This window comes from Microbacterium sp. M, assembly GCF_045181065.1.
Taxonomy (GTDB): domain Bacteria; phylum Actinomycetota; class Actinomycetes; order Actinomycetales; family Microbacteriaceae; genus Microbacterium.
Genome location: NZ_CP173721.1, coordinates 1,735,605 through 1,754,980 on the forward strand (window position 1 = coordinate 1,735,605; position 19,376 = coordinate 1,754,980).

Below are 19,376 nucleotides of genomic sequence, written 5' to 3' on the forward strand. Positions count from 1 at the left end.
TGTCACCTCCGACTCAGCTCTCGCCGCCGGCGTTCCCGCTCGAGCCGGCGTTGACGTTGTGCAGGTCGTACTTCTCGATCGCCTGGGCGATCACCGACCGGTCGAGTCGACCCTGATCGGCCAGGCCCTGCAGGGCGCGGACGACCATGGACGGTCCGTCGATCTTGAAGTGGCGACGAGCCGCGGCACGGGTGTCCGCGAAGCCGAAGCCGTCGGCGCCCAGCGTGTAGTAATCGCCGGGCACCCACTTGCGGATCTGGTCCTGCACGGCGTGCATGAAGTCGCTCGTCGCGATGACAGGGCCCTCGGCGGAGGCAAGCTTCTGTGTCAGGTAGGCGACCTTCGGCTCCTCCGCGGGGTACAGGAAGTTGTGCTCGTCGGCGGCGATGCCGTCGCGGCGCAGCTCGGTCCAGCTCGTCACCGACCAGACGTCGGCCACGACGTCCCAGTCCTTGGCGAGGAGGTCCTGCGCTTCCAGCGCCCACGGCACACCGACGCCGGAGGCCAGCAACTGGACGCGGGGCCCGTCGCCTTCGCCGACCGCGATGCGGTGGATGCCCTTGACGATGCCATCGACATCCACGTCCTCGGGCTGTGCCGGCTGCTTCATCGGCTCGTTGTACACCGTCAGGTAGTACATGACGTCGGGATCGGGGTGCGAACCGCCGTACATGCGCTCGATACCGGACTGCACGATCTGTGCGACCTCGTAACCGAAGGCGGGGTCGTACGACACGGTCGCCGGGTTCGTGGACGCGAGCAGCGGCGAGTGGCCGTCGGCGTGCTGGGTGCCCTCACCGGTGAGTGTCGTGCGGCCGGCGGTCGCGCCGATCACGAAACCGCGCGCCATCTGGTCGGCGGCGGCCCAGAAGGCGTCGCCGGTGCGCTGGTAGCCGAACATCGAGTAGAAGATGTAGATCGGGATGAGCGGCTCGCCGTGCGTCGAGTACGACGTGCCTGTGGCCGTGAGGGCGGCAGTCGCACCGGCCTCGTTGATGCCGACGTGCATGATCTGGCCCTGCGGGCTCTCCTTGTACGCCAGGAGCAGTTCGCGGTCGACCGAGGTGTAGTTCTGGCCGTTCGGGTTGTAGATCTTCGCCGTCGGGAAGTACGCGTCCATGCCGAACGTGCGCGCCTCATCGGGGATGATCGGCACGATGCGCTGGCCGAAGCCCTTCACGCGCATCAGATCCTTGAGCATCCGGACGAACGCCATGGTCGTGGCGACCTCCTGGTTGCCCGACCCCTTCTTCAGCAGCGCGTAGTCCTTCTCCTCCGGGAGGGCGAACTCGACGTGGGTCTTTCGGCGCTCCGGCAGGAATCCGCCCAGGTCGCGGCGGCGGTCCAGCATGTACTGGATCGTCTCATCCTGCGCACCGGGGTGGTAGTAGGGCGGGCGGTACGGGTCGGCCTCGAGCTGAGCATCCGTGATCGGGATCTGCATCGTGTCGCGGAAGAGCTTGAGGTCCTCCAGCGTCATCTTCTTCATCTGGTGGGTCGCGTTGCGGCCCTCGAAGTGCGGTCCGAGCCCGTAGCCCTTGACGGTCTTCGCGAGGATGACGGTCGGCTGGCCCTTGTGCTCCATGGCGGCCTTGTACGCCGCGTAGACCTTGCGGTAATCGTGGCCACCGCGGCGCAGCTTCCAGATGTCGTCGTCGCTGAGGTCCTTCACGAGGGACAGGGCGCGCTCGTCGCGGCCGAAGAAGTTCTCCCGGACGTAGGCGCCGTTCTCGGCCTTGTACGTCTGGAAGTCGCCGTCGGGGGTGACGTTCATGAGGTTCAGCAGAGCGCCGTCGGTGTCACGGGCGAGCAGGTCGTCCCATTCGCGGCCCCAGACGACCTTGATGACGTTCCAGCCGGCGCCACGGAAGTAGCTCTCCAGCTCCTGCATGATCTTGCCGTTGCCGCGCACAGGGCCGTCGAGGCGCTGCAGGTTGCAGTTGATCACGAAGGTGAGGTTGTCCAGGCCCTCGTTGGCGGCGACCTGCAGCTGGCCGCGGGACTCGACCTCGTCCATCTCTCCGTCGCCGAGGAAGGCCCAGACGTGCGAGTCGGCGACATCCTTGATGCCGCGGTTGGCGAGGTACTTGTTCGTCATCGCCTGGTAGATCGCGTTGATCGGCCCGAGGCCCATCGACACGGTCGGGAACTGCCAGAACTCCGGCATCATCCGCGGGTGCGGGTAGGACGGCAGGCCGTTGGGCGCTCCGGACTTCTCCTGGCGGAAGGCGTCCAGCTGGGACTCGGTGAGCCGCCCCTCGAGGAAGGCACGGGCGTACATGCCGGGGGAGGCGTGGCCCTGGTAGAAGATCTGGTCGCCGCCGGAGGCGTGGTCCTGCCCGCGGAAGAAGTGGTTGTGGCCGACTTCGTACAGTGATGCCGCGGAGGCGTAGGTCGAGATGTGACCGCCGACGCCGATGCCGGGGCGCTGCGCGCGATGCACCGTGATGGCCGCGTTCCAGCGGATCCAGTGGCGGTACCGGCGCTCGAGTTCCTCGTCGCCGGGGAACTGCGGCTCGTTCTCGGTGGCGATCGTGTTGATGTAGTCGGTGGTGGGGACCATCGGCACACCCAGGTGCAGCTCCTTGGAGCGCTTGAGAAGGCTGAGCATGATCTCGCGCCCGCGGCCGTGGCCCTTGGCGTCGACGAGTTCGTCGAGGGACTGCTGCCATTCGCCGGTCTCTTCCGGATCGCTGTCGAGAGAGCCCTGGGAGTACGGATCCTGATCGTGGACGGTCACGGTGGAGCCTTTCGTCAAGCTGGCAGGTCTTGCCAAGGAAACGGGAAGCGACACGGGGAGCCTTGTCGGCTCTGCACAACGCGCGCCGCCAACAGCCTAGCCCTGTTCCACGACCACGGCGCACACCGGCGACGGAGAGATGGTGGGCCCTGCCGGGATCGAACCGACGACATCCACGGTGTAAACGTGGCGCTCTACCAGCTGAGCTAAAGGCCCTGGTGCTGCCAGTCTAGTGGGACCGTTACGACTCCTCGTGCGTGCGCGGGTCGGCGTCGAAGAGCCGGCCGTCAGCGCGCCCCAGTGCCGTGATGGCTTCGATCTCGGCATCCGCGAGCACGATGGATGCCGCGGCCAGATTGCTCTGCTGGTGCTCGGGCGAAGAGGCCTTCGGGATCGAGACGACCTCGCGGGCCACATGCCAGGCCAGGACGGTCTGCACCGGCGTGATGGCGTGGGCGGATGAGATCTCCGTGATGATCGATTCGTCGAGCAGCTCCTTGGCACGCCCGAGCGGGCTCCACGCCTCGGTGATGATGCCGTGCTCACGGTGGTACGCGAGCTGCTCGGTCTGCGGGAAGTAAGGGTGCAGCTCGATCTGGTTCACGACCGGAAGCACCCCGGTCTCTCGTTCGAGCCGCTCGAGATGCTCGGGGAGGAAGTTCGACACGCCGATCTGTCGCACCACGCCGCGGTCCTGGGCCTCGACGAGCGCCGCCCACGCCTGCACGTACTCGTCCTGGCTCGGATTCGGCCAGTGGATGAGATGCAGATCGATCGCGTCGAGCCCGAGTCGATACCGGCTCTCCTCGATGCTCCACGGCGTCTTGTCGGACGAGTGGTGGCGGCCCGGCAGCTTGGACGTCACGATGACGGCAGCGCGGTCCGTCTCGGCATCCGCGACGCCGCGCCCGACGGCGCCCTCGTTCTCGTAGTTGAAGGCGGAATCGACCAGCCGGTATCCGCCGTCGATCGCGGTGGCGACGGAGTCCGCTCCACTCGCCCCTCTCAGACCGTAGGTGCCGAGCCCGATGGCGGGCAGGGCGAAGCCGTTGTGTGCGGTGAACGTGGGCAGCGAGGTCATCGAGTCTCCTTCGTCGAGCGCGTTCGTCCAGCCTAATGAGGACAATGGATCCATGCGCTGTCCTTGCCTTTCGGGCGACATCTTCGAGAACTGCTGCGGTCCGCTGCTGGCGGGTGGCGCCGCGCCGACGGCCGCGCGCCTGATGCGATCGCGCTTCACGGCGTTCGCCCGCGGCGACGCCGCGCATCTGCTGCGCACCTGGCATCCCTCGACGCGCCCGGCTCGGCTGGAACTCGATGACGACATCCGGTGGACGCGCCTGGACATCCTCGAGACCGCGCAGGGCGGCCCCTTCGACCGCGAGGGCGTCGTGCTGTTCGAGGCGTTCTTCCGGGAGGCGGGGGTCGCTGGCTCGATGCGCGAGCGCAGTCGGTTCGTTCGGGAGGGACGCGAGTGGCTATACGTGGACGGTGAGCCCGGCTGACCCCGCCGCGGCGGATGTCGCCGACAGCGACTAGGTTGGGAACGTGAACGCCAGCCCCGAACAGCAGCGCCTCCTTCTCGATGTCGCCGACCTGGATCGCCGTATAAAGAAGGCCGAGCGCGCGCGCACCCAGCCGGCGAACGCCGCCCGCATCAACGAGCTCTCCGCCCTCCGTCAGACGCAGCTGCGTGAGCTCACCGCACTGGCAGGGACGCGAGATGACGCGGTGGCAGAGCTGCGCCGTCTCGAGTCGGATGTCGCCGTGGTCGAGCAGCGCCGTGCCCGCGACGCCGAGCGACTGGCCGTCGTGACGAACCCGAAGGACGCGCAGGCGCTCGAGAGCGAACTAGCCAGTCTCGTCCGGCGCACCAGCGCCCTCGAGGATCAGGAGCTCGAGGTCATGGCGCGCGTGGAGGAGGCGGAAGCGGCCGTCGCGGCGCAGCAGACGCTGATCGATGCGACCACCGCTGAGGGCACCGAGCTCACGACGCAGGCGAAGGCCGGGGTCGCGGCCGCCACGACGGAAGGCGAGCATCTCGCCCGCGATCGCGCCGCGATCGTGGCCGGCATCGACGCCGCACTCCTCGCGGACTACACTCGGCGGGCCGCGCGGACGACGGGCGCGGCCCTGCTGCGCGCAGGGACCTGCGAAGGATGCCGGATGGTGCTGTCCGGCATCGACCTCCTGGCCATGCGGCAGGCACCAGCCGACCAGGTCATGTCGTGCCCCGAGTGCGGCTGCATCCTCGTGCGCACTGAGGAATCCGGGCTGTGACGCCCCTGCGCGCCCGGCACGGTGTCGCGCAGCGCTGAGCGGCGCATCGCGCTCGTCGAGACGGGCGATGCGTACACCGCGGTCGAGCTGGATGCCGAGGGCACCGAACTGGAGCGTCGAACGCTCGCGCGTGACGACGCGCACGTGTGGATCGCCTCGGTCGAGGAGACATCATCGCCTCGGTGGGTGATCCGCAGCGCGCGGGAGGTCTATCCGCGTCTGCTGCATGCGGGTGCGCGACTCGGCCGCACACACGATCTCGTGCTGTGCCATGCGATCCTGCGCGATACGGCGCTGCTCGCGGAGCCTCTCGCCGCCTCGCGCATGTGGATGCCGACGACGACGGAGGTCGAACAGCCGACCCTGTTCGACGCCCTGATCGCCGAGACCGAACAGGATCCGGTCGAAGAGATCCTGCAGCAGTACGGGGCGCAGCTGCGTGCCCTGAGCGGCGCTCCTGATGGACGGCTCGCGCTGCTGTGCGCCGCCGAGTCGGCCGGTGGACTGGTCGCCGCGGAGATGCGGGCCGGTGGACTGCCGTGGGACGCCGTGACGCACGACCGCATCCTCGTGGACGCTCTCGGTGAGCGGCGCACGGGTGGCGTGCCGGCGAGAATGGCCGAGCTCGCGCAGCGCGTGCGCGCCGAACTGGGCGACGAGCAGGTGAACCTCGACAGTCAGCAGAAGCTGCTGCGTGCCCTGCACCGCGTCGGCGTGCTCGCGGAGTCGACGAGCCGGTGGGAGCTGGCGGAGTTCGATCACCCCGCCGTCGCGCCCCTGCTCGCGTACAAGAAGCTCGCACGGCTGCTCAGCGCCAACGGGTGGACCTGGCTCGCCGACTGGGTGCAGGACGGCAGGTTCCGCCCCGTCTACATCCCCGGAGGCGTCGTGACGGGCCGATGGGCGTCCGCGGGCGGGGGAGCACTGCAGCTGCCGCGCATGCTCCGCCCCGCCGTGCGCGCGGATCCGGGATGGAGGCTGATCGTCGCCGACGTGGCACAGCTGGAACCGCGGATGCTGGCCGCGATGGCACGCGACGAGGCGATGGCACAGGCCGCTCGGGGAAGTGACCTCTACGCCGGCGTGGTGGAATCCGGAGCGGTGGCCACCCGCGACGAGGCGAAGTACGCCGTGCTCGGCGCGATGTACGGCGCCACCACGGGAGACAGCGGGCGCCTCGTGCCCCGGTTGCGCAAGGTCTACCCCAAGGCGATGCGACTCGTGGACGACGCGGCTCGCACGGGGGAGGACGGCGGGGTCGTCTCCACCTGGCTCGGGCGCTCCTCTCCGAAGCCTCCGCCGGCCTGGCTGGCCATGCAGGCGGCGGCGAGCGGCGCTGACGCCACTGCGGCGGTCGTCCGCGAGGCGCAGCGCCGTGCACGCGATCGCGGTCGCTTCACCCGCAACTTCATCGTGCAGGGCACAGCGGCGGAGTGGTCGCTGATCTGGCTGGCAGAGATCCGTCACCGGTTGCGGGCACTGCCCGCCGCTGCGACGCCCGCCACGGCATCCGGGCCCTTCGCGCTCGCGGCGCATCTGGCCTTCTTCCTGCACGACGAGGTGATCCTGCATGTGCCTGCCGAATCGGCCGAGCAGGCGGCGGATGCCGTCAGGGAAGCCGCCGCCGTCGCGACGGAGCGGCTGTTCGGCTCGTTCCCGCTGGATGTCCCCCTGGACCTGCGAGAGGCTGAGACCGCCGAGAAGTAGACTGGTGAGGTGAATGGGCCGGCCGGACGGTCGCGTGGCGGGAGACCGCACCGAGGAACGTCCGGGCTCCACAGGGCAGGGCGGTGGGTAACACCCACCCGGAGCGATCCGCGAGAAAGTGCCACAGAGAGCAGACCGCCGGGCTTCGGCCCGGTAAGGGTGAAAGGGTGGTGTAAGAGACCACCGGGGGCCGTGGTGACACGGCCCGCCAGGTAAACCTCGCCCGGAGCAAGGTCAGACAGAGGATGATGACGCGGCTCGCCGAGTCCTCGGGTAGACCGCTGGAGCGCCACGGCAACGTGTCGCCGAGAGAGATGACCGTCGAAGGGGCGAAGAACCCCGGAACAGAACCCGGCGTACAGGCCGACCCATTCACCTCAGAACGTCGAAGGCCCCGGCATCCGAAACAGGATGCCGGGGCCGAGGTCGTCAGCTTCTGGCGCGGTTCGCTCGAGAGGGGCCACGCGCCCAGAGGCTCGCGGCAGCGCGAAGCGCTGTCGGGAGTGGGCGTGGGGATCAATCGCCGGCGAGCGAGGCCGCGCCGATGATGCCGGAGTTGTTGCGGTGGATCGCCGGGACGATGGGCGTCTTGAGATCCAGCAGCGGGAGGAAGTCGCTCGCGTTCTTCGAGACGCCGCCGCCGACCACGAACAGGTCAGGGCTGAAGAGGAACTCGATGTGGGAGTAGAACTCCTGCAGACGCTCGGCCCACTGCTCCCATGTGAGGCCTTCGCGCTCGCGTGCCGAGGTCGCCGCCCAATGCTCGACGGACTCGTAGGAGCCGTAGTTGAGGTGTCCGAGTTCGGTGTTCGGGACGAGCACGCCGTTGTACAGGAACGCCGAGCCGATGCCGGTGCCGAGGGTGGTCATCAGGGTGAGACCGATCACGTCCCTCGCCGCACCGTGGCGCGCCTCAGCGACACCGGCCGCGTCGGCGTCGTTCACGAACACGATGTTGCGCTGGAGCCCGTCGCGGAAGAACTGCTCCGCGTCGAAGTCGATCCACTCCTTCGACACGTTCGCGGCGGACAGCGTCTTGCCGCGCTTGACGATCGCGGGGAACGCCACGCCGAGGGGGAGGGTGGACTCGTGCACATCGAGGGTCTTCAGAACGGTCTGCACCGCGTTCAGGACATCCTGCGGCGACGCGCCTTCGGGCGTCGGAACGCGCACCCGATCGGATGCCATGGTGCCGTGCTCGAGGTCGACGATGCCTGCTTTGATGCCTGTGCCGCCGATGTCGACGCCGATCGCTTTTGCCATGAGCAATAGCCTACCCAGGAGCCCGACCGACAGTAGGATCGTGACAGTCGCTTACGAAGGGAACCGCCATGCCGGACAACGATCACAAGTACTGGTTCAACTCGGTGACCGGCGAGGTCGAATTCGGCATGATCTCGCCTTCGACGGACCGCATCGGTCCCTTCGACACCGCCGAGGAGGCGAAGAACGCGCCTGAGGTCGTCAAGCGGCGGGCGGCGGCGTGGGCCGAAGAGGAAGCCGCGGAGAACGGCTGGGACTCCTGACCATGGGCATGGACAAGCAGCGGGACTTCGTTCTGCGCACGATCGAGGAGCGCGGCGTCAAGTTCGTCCGTCTCTGGTTCACGGATGTCATCGGCACGCTGAAGTCGGTCGCGATCGCGCCGGCCGAGGTCGAGGGCGCTTTCGCCGAGGGCATCGGCTTCGACGGGTCGGCGATCGAGGGCCTCACGCGCACCTCGGAGTCCGACCTGCTCGCGCAGCCGGACCCGACCACGTTCCAGACGCTGCCGTGGCGCGGCGAGATCGATCCGACGGCTCGCATGTTCTGCGACCTGACGACACCGGACGGCCAGCCGGCCGTCGCCGATCCGCGGCACGTGCTCAAGCGCACGCTGGCCAAGGCCGCGGATGCCGGGTTCACGTTCTACACGCATCCGGAGATCGAGTTCTATCTGCTGAAGTCGTCGACCTTCGGGCCGGAGGGCCCGGTGCCGGTCGACTCCGCCGGCTACTTCGACAACGTGCCAGGCGGGACGGCGCACGACTTCCGACGCCGGTCGGTGCGGATGCTGGAGGACCTGGGCATCTCGGTCGAGTTCAGCCACCACGAGGGCGGACCAGGTCAGAACGAGATCGATCTGCGTTATGCGGACGCGCTCACGATGGCGGACAACGTGATGACGTTCCGCACCGTCATCAAAGAGGTCGCGATCGAGCAGGGCGTGTACGCCACCTTCATGCCGAAGCCCCTCAGCGACCACCCCGGCAGCGGCATGCACACGCACATGTCGCTCTTCGAGGGCGAGCGCAACGCTTTCTACGAGGAGGGCGCGCAGTATCAGCTCTCCAAGACGGGACGGCAGTTCATCGCGGGCCTGCTCAAGCACGCGAACGAGATCGCTGCCGTCACGAACCAGTTCGTGAACTCGTACAAGCGTCTGTGGGGTGGCGACGAGGCCCCGAGCTTCGTGACGTGGGGACACACGAACCGGTCGGCCCTCGTGCGCGTGCCCATGTACAAGCCCAACAAGAGCGGTTCGTCGCGCATCGAGTACCGCGGCATCGACTCGGCGGCGAACCCGTATCTGGCGTACGCGCTCATGCTCGCGGCCGGGCTCAAGGGCATCGAGGAGGGCTACGACCTGCCGCCGGAGGCCGAGGACAACGTCTGGGCGCTCAGCGACGCCGAGCGCAGGGCGCTCGGCTACGAGGCGCTGCCGGCGAGCCTGGATCATGCGCTCGAGTACATGGAGGCCTCCGAGCTCGTCGCCGAGACGCTGGGGGAGCAGGTGTTCAACTATGTCCTGCGCAACAAGCGCCGGGAGTGGGAGGCCTACCGCGGCCAGGTGACGCCGTTCGAGCTGAAGAGCAACCTCGAGCTGCTCTGACCGCGCATGGCACGGCCGGTCGACTCCGTCTCGCTGTCTGCGCTGGCGCGCCTGGGCTTCACTGAACTCAGCGCCGCGGCGCAGGCCCTCACCGAACTCGCCGAGCTCACCGGCATCGACCGCGGCGCGCTGCTCGACGGCGCCGGGGCCGGTGCGGATCCGGATGCCGCGGCAGCGGGGATGCTCCGCATCGCCAGACGCGACGGCGCGGCCATCAGCGCGCTGCTGCGCGTCGACGAGACCCGTGAGCGGGTGTGGCGGCTGCTGGGTGCGTCGATCGGACTGGGGGACTTCTTCCTCCGGCATCCGGACGCGCTCGATGTGCTGGGGGAGCCGGACGTCGGCGTACCGGATGCCGAGCGACTGCGCAGCAGGATGCTGGCAGCCGTCGGCGCGGTCGACGGCTTCGCGGACACCGCCGACGAGGAGGCGTGGGTGCGGCTTCGCGTCGCCTACCGTCGTGAGCTCGCTCGGATCGCGATCGCGGATGTGTCGCATCCTCGACCGGCGGATCTGATTCCGGCGGTCAGCGCCGGGCTCGCCGATGCCGCCGGGGCGGCACTGGAGGCATCGCTCGCCGTCGCGCGCGCCAGGCTGGCATCGACGACGTCGCGCGATGCCGTGGCGGCGACGCAGCTCGCGATCATCGGGATGGGCAAGGCCGGCGCTCGAGAACTGAACTACGTCAGCGACGTCGATGTCATCTTCGTCGGAGGCACCGCGGACGAGGAGATCGTCGAGGAGAGCCGGGCGATCGACATCTCCACGCGCCTTGCGCGTGAGACCATGCGCGGGCTGACCGGGATCGAGGCGGAGCCGCCGCTGTGGGAGGTGGATGCCGCGCTGCGCCCCGAGGGCAAGCAGGGCGCGCTGGTCAGGTCGCTGGCCTCGCACCTGGCGTATTACGACCGGTGGGCGAAGAGCTGGGAGTTCCAGGCGCTGCTGAAGGCCCGCCCGCTCGCCGGCGACCCCGGACTCGGTGCGGCGTACATCGAAGCGGTGCAGCCGAAGATCTGGTCCAGCGCCGCCCGCGAGAACTTCGTGGACAGCGTCCAGCGCATGCGCGAGCGCGTGACCGCGCACATCGACCCTGCGGATGCGGCCTACCAGATCAAGCTCGGCGAAGGAGGGCTGCGTGACATCGAGTTCACGGTGCAGCTGCTCCAGCTCGTGCACGGCCTCACCGATTCCCGCATCCGTACGCGCGGCACGCTGGAGTCCCTCGACGCGCTGGTCGATGGCGGCTACATCGGGCGGGCCGACGCCGGGACGTTCGCCGACGATTACCGGACGCTGCGCCTGCTCGAGCACCGTCTGCAGCTCAGAGAGCTCTCCCGCACCCACCTGATGCCGCGAACCGACGAGGGCAGGCGCGTGCTGGCGCGGGCGACAGGTCTCGCCGATTCCGGCGTTGGCGTGTGGGAACTGTGGGAGCGGGTCCGTCGCGAGGTCCGCGACATCCACACTCGGTTGTTCTATCGGCCGTTGCTCACCGCGGTCGCCTCGCTTCCCGAGGAGGAACGCAGCCTCTCGACCGAGCAGGCGCACGACCGTCTGGCCGCCATCGGATTCCGCGACCCGGCCGGAGCGCTGCGCCACATCGGCGCCCTCACGAACGGCCTGAGCCGCAAGGCGACCATCCAGCGGCATCTCATGCCCGTCATGGTGCGCTGGTTCGCGGACGGCACCGACCCGGATTACGGACTCATCGCCTTCCGACGGATCAGCGAGCGACTCGGCGACACCCCGTGGTTCCTGCGGATGCTGCGGGACTCCTCAGGCGCCGCCGAGAGCCTCACTCGGCTCCTGTCGTCATCGCGCTACGTCGGCGAACTGATGGAGTGGATCCCGGAGTCGGTGGCCTGGCTGGACAGCGCTGACTCGCTACGGCCGCGTCCCGAGTCGGCACTCGATGAGGAGGCGCGGGCGATCCAGACACGACACGAGAAGACGGCGGACGCACTGCGTGCCGTCCGGAGCCTTCGACGTCGAGAACTGCTGCGCACCGCGATGGGGGCGGTGCTGGACGTCCTCACGATCGAGGAGATCGCGACAGCGCTCACGGGCATCACGGATGCGACGATCCAGGCGGGTCTGCGCGCGGTCAGACGCGAGGTCGTGTCGCCCGAGGACGACAGCCTCGACTTCGCCGTGATCGGGATGGGCCGCTTCGGCGGAGCCGAGCTGGGTTTCGGATCGGATGCCGACATCCTCTATGTCTACGAGGCGAACGACGTCGAACCGCAGCGTGCGCAGCAGCTCGCGGTCAAGCTCGTCAACGGGCTGCGCGAACACCTGACTGATCAGCGCGTGCCGTTGGACCTCGACGCCGATCTCCGGCCCGAGGGCCGCAACGGGCCCGTTGTGCGCACACTCGACGCATATGCGGAGTACTACCGGCGCTGGTCCCTGTCATGGGAGGCGCAGGCGCTCCTGCGCGCCAGGGGCGTCGCGGGCAGCGCGACACTGATCGAGCAGTTCATGCGGCTCGCCGACAGCGTCCGTTACCCGGAGCAGGTGGATCTGCAGGGCCTGCGCGAGATCAAGCGCATCAAGGCCCGCGTCGAGGGGGAGCGCCTGCCGCAGGGCGCTGACCCGCGGAGGCATCTCAAGCTCGGTCCCGGTTCGCTCAGCGACGTCGAGTGGCTCGTCCAGCTGATCCAGTTGCAGCACGCCTCCGAGGTGGTCGGGTTGCGCACGACTTCGACGCTGCAGGCTCTGGATGCCGCGGTCGCGGCCGATCTCGTGCCGGCCGACGGGGCCGATCGCCTCCGGGAGGCATGGCGCCTCGCGAGTCGGCTGCGTTCCGCCATCACCCTGCTCACCGGACAGACCAGCGATGTGCTGCCCTCCGACCGTCGCCAACTGGACGGGATCGGCCGTCTTCTCGGCTATCCCGACCGATCGGCGACCGAGGTCGAGGAGGATTATCTCGGTGTGACTCGTCGTGCACGGCGTGTCTTCGAAGAGCTGTTCTACGGATAGTTGCCATATCGCGTGCTTGCACCCAGGCTGAGACCATGAGCAAGAAGATCGGCGTCGTCTGGAATCCGTCCAAGGTCGAAGAAGCGGACCTGCGGGAGGCCGTCGACGCGGCGTTCGGCGATCAGGCGCAATGGTGGGAGACCAGCGTCGACGACCCAGGGCGGGGGATGGCGGAGAAAGCGCTGGCAGCGGGATGCGACACGGTGCTCGCGGTCGGAGGCGACGGCACGGTGCGTGCCGTGGCGGAGGCCCTGGCCGGTTCGGATGCCGCGCTCGGCATCGTTCCGCGCGGAACGGGCAATCTGTTGGCGCGCAACCTCGACGTGCCGCTGGACGACATTCCTGCCGCGCTGGAGCGGATCGCGGCAGACGACGCCACGCCGATCGATCTCGGCTGGGTCGAGCTGGACGGTGCCGAGCATGCGTTCGCGGTGATGGTCGGGTTCGGCGTCGACGCCCAGATGCTCGTCGAGACGGACGACGATCTGAAGGAGCGGGCGGGATGGCTCGCCTACGTCGAGGCCATGGGGCGGGCACTGGCCGGCACCGAGATGACGGGCATCACGCTGACGATCGACAACGACGACGCCCAGGAGGTGCGCGGACACACGATGCTCATCGGGAACTGCGGGATGGTGCAGGGCGGCATCCGCCTGCTGCCGGACGCACGGCTCGACGACGGCCGCCTGGATCTGCTGCTGGTCAGCGCCGACGGCGCGCTGCAGTGGATGGACACGGTGCGCTCGGTGGTGTGGGACAACGGCATCCGGCGGATCTTCGACCGCGAGGCCGTCGCCGTCAGCACGGACTCCACCAGTCACGTGACCGCGGAGCGCATCAGCGTCGAACTGGAGTCGCCGCTGGCTTTCGAGATCGATGGCGAGGAGATCGGCGAGGTCTCGGCGTTCAAGGTCCGCGTCCAGCCGGCCGCGATCAAGGTGCTCTGACGGCGATGTCGGAGTGCCCTGCAAGGATGCATGGATGGATGAGTTGCGACTGAGACCGTGGTCCGTGGGGGACGCCGATCTGCTCGGCGCCGCGAACAGTCCCGAGATGACGGCGAACCTCAACGGCCCCGAGACCGAGGAGCAGGTCGACGAGCGCCATGCGCGTTATCTGCGGCTCGAGGAGAGCCGCGAAGCGCGGGTCTTCGTGATCGAGGATGTCGAGCATCATCGGCTCGGGTCGATCGGATGCTGGTCCACCGAATGGCGCGGCGAACCGGCCCTGGAGTCCGGTTGGTTCGTACTGCCGAAGGCACAGGGCCACGGCGTCGCCACGCGCGCGCTGACGATGGTGATCGAGATCGCGCGACGGCAACCCGGACGCGGGCGGTTCCTCACCGCGTTCCCAGCGGTCGCGAATACCGCCTCCAACGGAGTGTGTCGGCGGAACGGCCTCACGCTCATGGGGACGGTCGACGGCGAGTTCCGGTGTGCCGCTCTCATGTTCAACGAGTGGGCCCTCGATCTCGACGCCATCGGCGACTCATCGTCAGTGGATCAGTAGCGTCGCAGCTGCACCGCCAGGTCCTCGAGATCGACGGCGTGGATGTCGAATCGCTCGCGCGGCACCGGGGGATCGCCGTTCGGGCGCGGCACGTAGGCGGTGCGCATCCCGGCGGCCTTCGCCGCACGGAGATCCCACGCGTGCGCGGCCACCATGATCGGCGGCGCCACGCGCGTCGGGACATCCGCGAGCGCGAGCCGGTACACGGCCGGATCCGGCTTGTAGACACGGGCATCCTCGGCGGAGAGCAACCCGTGCCATCGCATGCCTGTGCCGGCGCTCAGGCCGGTGAGTACACGTCTACTGGCGTTCGACAGTCCGAAGACGGCGTTCTCCGTCGCGAGCGCGCTCATGCCGTCCAGCGTGTCGTCCCAGAGTGAGAGGCGTTCCGAAGCGCGGTCGAGCCGGGCGGGCACGTCGGGGGAGACCAAGCCGATCCCTGAAAGGTTCGCGAGTGCCTCTGCATCCAGCACTTCGCTGGGTGCGAAGGCACGCTGTCCCGCGGTGATGGCCTGCTCCTGGGAGGCGACGTATTCGAGCCAGCGCCGGACGAGGTCGGAGACGGAGCTTTCGTCGAGGCCGGTCGCCTCCTCGACCTCGCGCTCGAGGCTTCCGGTCTGATCCACCAGTGTGCCGAGGACGTCGAAGACGAGCGTCGTCCGCTCCGGTGCGCTCTGGCTCATACCGGAGACAATCGGGACCGCAGGCGGTCTATTCCCCGACGTGCGCCCGCTCAAACGCGAGAACCCGCCTCAGCGTGCTGAGGCGGGTTCTCGGTAAGAGCGTTCGGCTGTCGTCAGACGCCGAAGTAGAGCTCGTACTCGAACGGGTGCGGACGCTGCGCGATCGGCAGGATCTCGTTCTCGATCTTGTACGAGATCCAGGTCTCGATGAGCTCCTCGGTGAACACGCCGCCCTCGAGGAGGAACTGGTGGTCCTCACGCAGGGCATCCAGCGAGTCCAGCAGCGAGTTCGGGACCTGGGGGATGTTCTTGGCCTCCTCCGGGGGAAGCTCGTACAGGTCCTTGTCGACCGGCTCGTGCGGCTCGATGCGGTTCTTGATGCCGTCCAGACCAGCCATCAGCTGCGCGGCGAAGGCGAGGTACGGGTTGCCCGAAGCATCCGGAGCACGGAACTCGATGCGCTTGGCCTTCGGGTTCGAGCCGGTGATCGGGATGCGGATCGCGGCCGAGCGGTTGCCTGCCGAGTAGACCAGGTTGACCGGTGCCTCGAAGCCCTTGACCAGACGGTGGTAGCTGTTCAGGGTCGGGTTGGTGAAGGCGAGCAGCGCCGGAGCGTGCGCGAGGATGCCGCCGATGTACCAGCGCGCGATGTCGCTGAGCTGGCCGTATCCTGCCTCGTCGTAGAACAGCGGCTTGCCGTCGGCCCACAGCGACTGGTGCGTGTGCATGCCCGAGCCGTTGTCACCGTAGAGCGGCTTGGGCATGAAGGTCGCGACCTTGCCCCACTCCTCGGCGGTGTTCTTGACGATGTACTTGAACTTCAGGATGTCATCGGCCGCGTGCACCATGGTGTCGAAGCGGTAGTTGATCTCCTGCTGGCCTGCGGTGCCGACCTCGTGGTGCGAACGCTCGAGGATGAAGCCCGCGTCGATGAGCTTGAGCGTGATGTCGTCACGGAGGTCAGCCGTCTTGTCGACGGGGGAGACGGGGAAGTACCCGCCCTTGTACGGCGTCTTGTTGCCGAGGTTTCCGCCCTCTTCCTCGCGACCGGTGTTCCACGCGGCCTCTTCGGAGTCGACCTTGTAGAAGCTCTCGCCGGCGGTGACCGAGTAGCGGACATCGTCGAAGATGTAGAACTCGGCCTCGGGGGCGAAGAACGCGGTGTCGGCGATCCCGGTCGAGGAGAGGTACTTCTCCGCCTTCTTGGCGACCTGACGAGGGTCCTTCGAGTAGATCTCGCCAGTGCGCGGGTTGTAGATGTCGAAGAGCATCACCAGCGTCTTGGCCTCGCGGAACGGGTCGAGGTACGCCGTCGAGACATCGGGGATGAGCTGCATGTCGGACTCGTGGATCGACGCGAAGCCGCGGATCGAGGAGCCGTCGAACAGCTGACCGTTCGTGAAGAAGTCCTCGTCGACCGTCGACGCGGGGATGTTGAAGTGCTGCTGAACGCCGGGCAGATCGGTGAAGCGGATGTCAAGGAACTTGACGTCGTTCTCCTTGATGTAGCTCAGCACCTCGGATGAATCAGTGAACATGTATCACTCCTGATGACGCGGGTTGGGGACCAGAGGTCTTCGTGAAGGCTAGGGTGGCGGGGTTTCTCTGCCGTGTCCTGAATGTTTCCGGCATGTTACGGCGGCTCAGTAGAATCAGGGGGTGACGGATGCTGCGAACACCTACCCTGGCGAACGACTGGGGCTTCCCGAAGCCGGATCCGGCAGCATCGGACGCGTCGGGCGGCGCATCGCGGCTCTTGTGATCGACTATGCGGCGGCGACCATCCTCGCCACGGCCTTCCTCGGCTACCGGCAGTTCGATCTGCCTGCCGAGGCGGGCATGACGATGTTCACGCCCATGATCGTCTTCACGGTGCTGCAGATCGTCTTCATCCCCACACTCGGTGGGAGCCCCGGTCACCGCATCGTCGGGTTGAGGGTGGTCCGAGCAGACGGCGCGTGGCCCGGCCTGTGGCGTCCGATCGTCCGGACGCTTCTGCTGGTCGTGGTGGTTCCGGCGGCCATCTGGGACCAGGATCAGCGCGGGCTGCACGACAAGGCCGCCGGCACGATCCTGCTGCGCGCCTGACACCGCGATCAACTGCGCCCGCGGTTGCGCCGGCGCATCTCCTTCGGCGCGCGGCCACCAAGGAACGATCGCGCCGGGTCGATCACGAAGCCGCGGCGCAGCGCCTCGCGTCCGATCAGCATCCGGAAGCCCATCTCGTCGCGATTGCTCAACGTGACCTCCGAGACGACCAGCCGATCGACGAGGCGGATCGCGAGCAGCACGACGAGCCGATCCTGCTGGTGGCCGGACGAGCTGCGCACCCGCCGCCGGTCGTGGATCGGGCACTCGACGGTCGTGCTGTCCTCCTGGCTCTCCTGCCAGGGCTTCACCCGGAACCGCACCCATGCCTCGCCCTCGCGTTCGAACTCCTCGACGTCGAAGGCGTGCAGAGAGGAGGTGCGTGCACCGGTGTCGATCTTTGCCTTGATCCAGTCGACGCCCGCATCCGGCAGGCTGACCCATTCACGCCACCCCGTGAGGGTGTTTGAATGGGGTGTCCGACTCATGATCTACATCCTGGCAGGAAATCCCCGTGAAGCTCGCCGTCCTCTCCCGTGCGCCGCACGCCTACTCCACACAGCGGCTGCGTACGGCTGCTCTGCAGCGTGGGCACGACGTGAAAGTGCTCAACACCCTGCGCTTCGCGATCGACCTCACTGAGGACGAACCGGATCTGCAGTACCGGGGGCGCCCGCTCAGCGACTACGACGCGATCCTGCCCAGGATCGGCAATTCGATCACCTACTTCGGCACGGCCGTCGTCCGTCAGTTCGAGCAGATGGACGTCTACACACCGAATACGGCGAACGGCATCTCCCAGGCGCGGGACAAGCTGCGCGCCAACCAGATCCTGTCCCGCCACAACATAGCGATGCCGGCCACTGCTTTCGTGCGCAACCGTGCGGACGTGCGGCCCGCGATCGAACTGGTCGGCGGCGCTCCCGTCGTCATCAAGCTCCTCGAGGGCACGCAGGGGATCGGGGTCATCCTCGCGCCGCAGGTCAAGGTCGCCGAGGCGATCATCGAGACGCTGCACTCCACCAAGCAGAACGTCCTCATCCAGAAGTTCGTCGCCGAGAGCCGCGGACGCGACATCCGTGCGCTGGTCGTCGGCGATCGGGTCGTCGCGGCGATGCGACGTGTGGCCGCCGGGGATGAGTTCCGTTCGAACGTGCACCGCGGCGGCACTGTCGAACCGGTCGAACTCGACCCGATCTACGAGCAGACGGCGGTACGATCGGCGCAGATCATGGGCCTGCGCGTCGCCGGTGTCGACATGCTCGAAGGCGACGACGGACCGCTCGTGATGGAGGTGAACTCCTCGCCGGGGCTGCAGGGCATCGAGCAGGCGACGAACCTCGATGTCGCCGGTGCGATCATCGACTACATCGCCGGTCAGGTCGCATTCCCCGAGATCGACGTGCGTCAGCGACTGAGCGTGTCCACGGGGTACGGCGTCGCCGAACTGGTCATGCACGCCGGAGCCGAGCAGGTCGGCAAGCAGCTGGGGGAGCTGGGGCTGTGGGACCGCGACATCACGGCGCTGACCCTGCACCGCGGGGTGACGGTCATCCCCAACCCGCGCAAGCACGTCGTCCTGGAAGCGGGTGATCGACTTCTCTGCTTCGGCAAGCTCGAAGAGATGCGCTCGATGATCCCGGAGCGCCGGCGACGGCGGGCGAAGGTGCGGCGTCTGCCGAAGGATGCCCGCAGCTGAACGGAAAGCGCCTCTGCTCCCGATGGGAGCAGAGGCGCTTCGACGTGATCGCCGCGTATCAGCGCGGACGCTGCGCCCGAGCCTTCATCGGGTCGACGCCCTTCGGAATCGGCAACGAGGTGACCGACTGCGACACCGAGTCGATCCGGCGGATGACCGCCGCCATGGTCGTCTTGTCGATCGCCTTCGGAAGCTTCTTGATGGTCTTGGAGAGATCGGCGATCGCGACCTCGTCTTCGCCGTGCCCCACGTAGAGGACGGTGACCGGAACCCCGTGGGCCACGCGCTGGGCCTTCGTGCGCTCCTCGTTCACGAGACGGGTCAGACGTCCTCGTGCTCCTTCGCCCACGACGACGATGCCGCCGCGGCCGACCGCGCGGTACACGGCCTCCTGCGTCTTCGGGTTGATGCCGACGGGGGTGTCGGATGCCTGCCAGTTGCGACCGAGGCTGGTGCTCAGCACGTGGCCCGAAGCACCGGGCATGCCGTCGATCTTGGCGTACATCGCCTTGGTGGACATGCGCGTCATCAGCATCAGCGCGCCGAGGACACCGACCATGAGACCGGTGATGGCCCACAGGACGAGCGTCCACACCTGGAACGGCGGGATCAAGTAGCCGACGACCAGACCGAGCAGGATGCCGGCCACGAGGATCGCGATCTGGGCCCAGGGGAGCCATGAGTACACTTCGCGTGTGAACCGGAAGAGGGACTTGAGCTGGGAGAAGAACCCAGGACGCTTCTCGGGTTCGGGATCACGCTTTGCCATGCGTATAAGACTACCGAGTCGGCGTGTGCGCCTGTGACGCGTTC

General features: G+C 67.9%; 17 protein-coding genes, 1 tRNA gene and 1 other RNA gene. 11 read left to right on the forward strand and 8 right to left on the reverse strand.

The window, feature by feature from the left end:
* Positions 1 to 13 precede the first annotated feature (13 nt).
* From aceE to ACI7YT_RS08340, 3 genes are all read right to left on the reverse strand, one after another.
* Positions 14 to 2,740: a pyruvate dehydrogenase (acetyl-transferring), homodimeric type gene (gene aceE, locus ACI7YT_RS08330; RefSeq protein WP_406250144.1), complete on the reverse strand. Its 2,727-nt coding sequence runs from the start codon at positions 2,738 to 2,740 to the stop codon at positions 14 to 16.
* A gap of 140 nt (positions 2,741 to 2,880) precedes the next feature.
* Positions 2,881 to 2,956: transfer RNA gene (locus tag ACI7YT_RS08335), tRNA-Val, on the reverse strand.
* A 25-nt stretch (positions 2,957 to 2,981) separates the two neighbouring features.
* Positions 2,982 to 3,821 (reverse strand): aldo/keto reductase, encoded by an 840-nt coding sequence (locus tag ACI7YT_RS08340; RefSeq protein WP_406250145.1) that lies wholly within the window; start codon positions 3,819 to 3,821, stop codon positions 2,982 to 2,984.
* 52 nt (positions 3,822 to 3,873) lie between these two features.
* On the opposite strand from ACI7YT_RS08340, the gene ACI7YT_RS08345 reads away from it, so the two are divergent.
* From ACI7YT_RS08345 to rnpB, 4 genes are all read left to right on the forward strand, one after another.
* Positions 3,874 to 4,245, forward strand: a complete 372-nt coding sequence (locus ACI7YT_RS08345; RefSeq protein ID WP_406250146.1) for a YchJ family protein — start codon at positions 3,874 to 3,876, stop codon at positions 4,243 to 4,245.
* A 43-nt stretch (positions 4,246 to 4,288) separates the two neighbouring features.
* On the forward strand, positions 4,289 to 5,020 hold the full coding sequence (locus ACI7YT_RS08350) for a zinc ribbon domain-containing protein (protein WP_406250147.1): 732 nt from the start codon (positions 4,289 to 4,291) through the stop codon (positions 5,018 to 5,020).
* A gap of 21 nt (positions 5,021 to 5,041) precedes the next feature.
* Positions 5,042 to 6,727, forward strand: coding sequence for a bifunctional 3'-5' exonuclease/DNA polymerase (locus ACI7YT_RS08355; RefSeq protein ID WP_406250149.1), 1,686 nt, complete (start codon positions 5,042 to 5,044; stop codon positions 6,725 to 6,727).
* A gap of 14 nt (positions 6,728 to 6,741) precedes the next feature.
* An RNA gene (gene rnpB / locus ACI7YT_RS08360) (RNase P RNA component class A) lies at positions 6,742 to 7,102 on the forward strand.
* A 141-nt stretch (positions 7,103 to 7,243) separates the two neighbouring features.
* Here rnpB and ppgK read toward each other — a convergent pair.
* The gene (gene ppgK / locus ACI7YT_RS08365) at positions 7,244 to 7,990 is read right to left on the reverse strand and encodes a polyphosphate--glucose phosphotransferase (RefSeq protein WP_406250150.1); all 747 of its coding nucleotides are present in this window, start codon (positions 7,988 to 7,990) and stop codon (positions 7,244 to 7,246) included.
* Positions 7,991 to 8,058: 68 nt separating this feature from the next.
* On the opposite strand from ppgK, the gene ACI7YT_RS08370 reads away from it, so the two are divergent.
* The 5 genes from ACI7YT_RS08370 to ACI7YT_RS08390 are packed head-to-tail and all read left to right on the forward strand — an operon-like array spanning position 8,059 to position 14,093.
* Complete coding sequence (locus ACI7YT_RS08370) at positions 8,059 to 8,253, forward strand: SPOR domain-containing protein (RefSeq protein WP_406250151.1); 195 nt, start codon at positions 8,059 to 8,061, stop codon at positions 8,251 to 8,253.
* Between the two features lie 8 nt (positions 8,254 to 8,261).
* Positions 8,262 to 9,599, forward strand: coding sequence for a glutamine synthetase family protein (locus tag ACI7YT_RS08375; protein ID WP_406250530.1), 1,338 nt, complete (start codon positions 8,262 to 8,264; stop codon positions 9,597 to 9,599).
* Positions 9,600 to 9,605: 6 nt separating this feature from the next.
* Positions 9,606 to 12,584 carry a bifunctional [glutamine synthetase] adenylyltransferase/[glutamine synthetase]-adenylyl-L-tyrosine phosphorylase gene (locus ACI7YT_RS08380; protein ID WP_406250152.1) on the forward strand — a complete coding sequence of 993 codons (2,979 nt, stop codon included), beginning with the start codon at positions 9,606 to 9,608 and terminating at the stop codon, positions 12,582 to 12,584.
* A gap of 35 nt (positions 12,585 to 12,619) precedes the next feature.
* Positions 12,620 to 13,531: a diacylglycerol/lipid kinase family protein gene (locus tag ACI7YT_RS08385; protein ID WP_406250153.1), complete on the forward strand. Its 912-nt coding sequence runs from the start codon at positions 12,620 to 12,622 to the stop codon at positions 13,529 to 13,531.
* Between the two features lie 34 nt (positions 13,532 to 13,565).
* Complete coding sequence (locus ACI7YT_RS08390; protein WP_406250154.1) at positions 13,566 to 14,093, forward strand: GNAT family N-acetyltransferase; 528 nt, start codon at positions 13,566 to 13,568, stop codon at positions 14,091 to 14,093.
* Here the strand turns inward: ACI7YT_RS08390 and ACI7YT_RS08395 are convergent.
* Together ACI7YT_RS08395 and glnA are read right to left on the reverse strand one after the other, a co-directional pair.
* The gene (locus ACI7YT_RS08395; RefSeq protein ID WP_406250155.1) at positions 14,087 to 14,776 is read right to left on the reverse strand and encodes an HAD-IA family hydrolase; all 690 of its coding nucleotides are present in this window, start codon (positions 14,774 to 14,776) and stop codon (positions 14,087 to 14,089) included. The two genes, ACI7YT_RS08390 and ACI7YT_RS08395, sit on opposite strands and share 7 nt — an antisense overlap.
* Before the next feature lie 113 nt (positions 14,777 to 14,889).
* Complete coding sequence (gene glnA / locus ACI7YT_RS08400) at positions 14,890 to 16,314, reverse strand: type I glutamate--ammonia ligase (RefSeq protein ID WP_406250157.1); 1,425 nt, start codon at positions 16,312 to 16,314, stop codon at positions 14,890 to 14,892.
* A 121-nt stretch (positions 16,315 to 16,435) separates the two neighbouring features.
* Between glnA and ACI7YT_RS08405 the strand changes: the two genes are divergently transcribed.
* Positions 16,436 to 16,864 carry an RDD family protein gene (locus ACI7YT_RS08405; protein WP_406250158.1) on the forward strand — a complete coding sequence of 143 codons (429 nt, stop codon included), beginning with the start codon at positions 16,436 to 16,438 and terminating at the stop codon, positions 16,862 to 16,864.
* Positions 16,865 to 16,872: 8 nt separating this feature from the next.
* Here the strand turns inward: ACI7YT_RS08405 and ACI7YT_RS08410 are convergent, their stop codons facing one another.
* Entirely contained in the window at positions 16,873 to 17,352 is a 480-nt protein-coding gene (locus ACI7YT_RS08410) for an ATP-dependent zinc protease (RefSeq protein ID WP_406250159.1), read from the reverse strand.
* Between the two features lie 26 nt (positions 17,353 to 17,378).
* Here ACI7YT_RS08410 and ACI7YT_RS08415 point away from each other — a divergent pair, with 26 nt between their 5' ends.
* Positions 17,379 to 18,563 (forward strand): RimK family alpha-L-glutamate ligase, encoded by a 1,185-nt coding sequence (locus tag ACI7YT_RS08415; protein WP_406250161.1) that lies wholly within the window; start codon positions 17,379 to 17,381, stop codon positions 18,561 to 18,563.
* Positions 18,564 to 18,621: 58 nt separating this feature from the next.
* Here ACI7YT_RS08415 and ACI7YT_RS08420 read toward each other — a convergent pair whose 3' ends face one another.
* Positions 18,622 to 19,332, reverse strand: coding sequence for a DUF4191 family protein (locus ACI7YT_RS08420; RefSeq protein WP_406250163.1), 711 nt, complete (start codon positions 19,330 to 19,332; stop codon positions 18,622 to 18,624).
* Positions 19,333 to 19,376 lie beyond the last annotated feature (44 nt).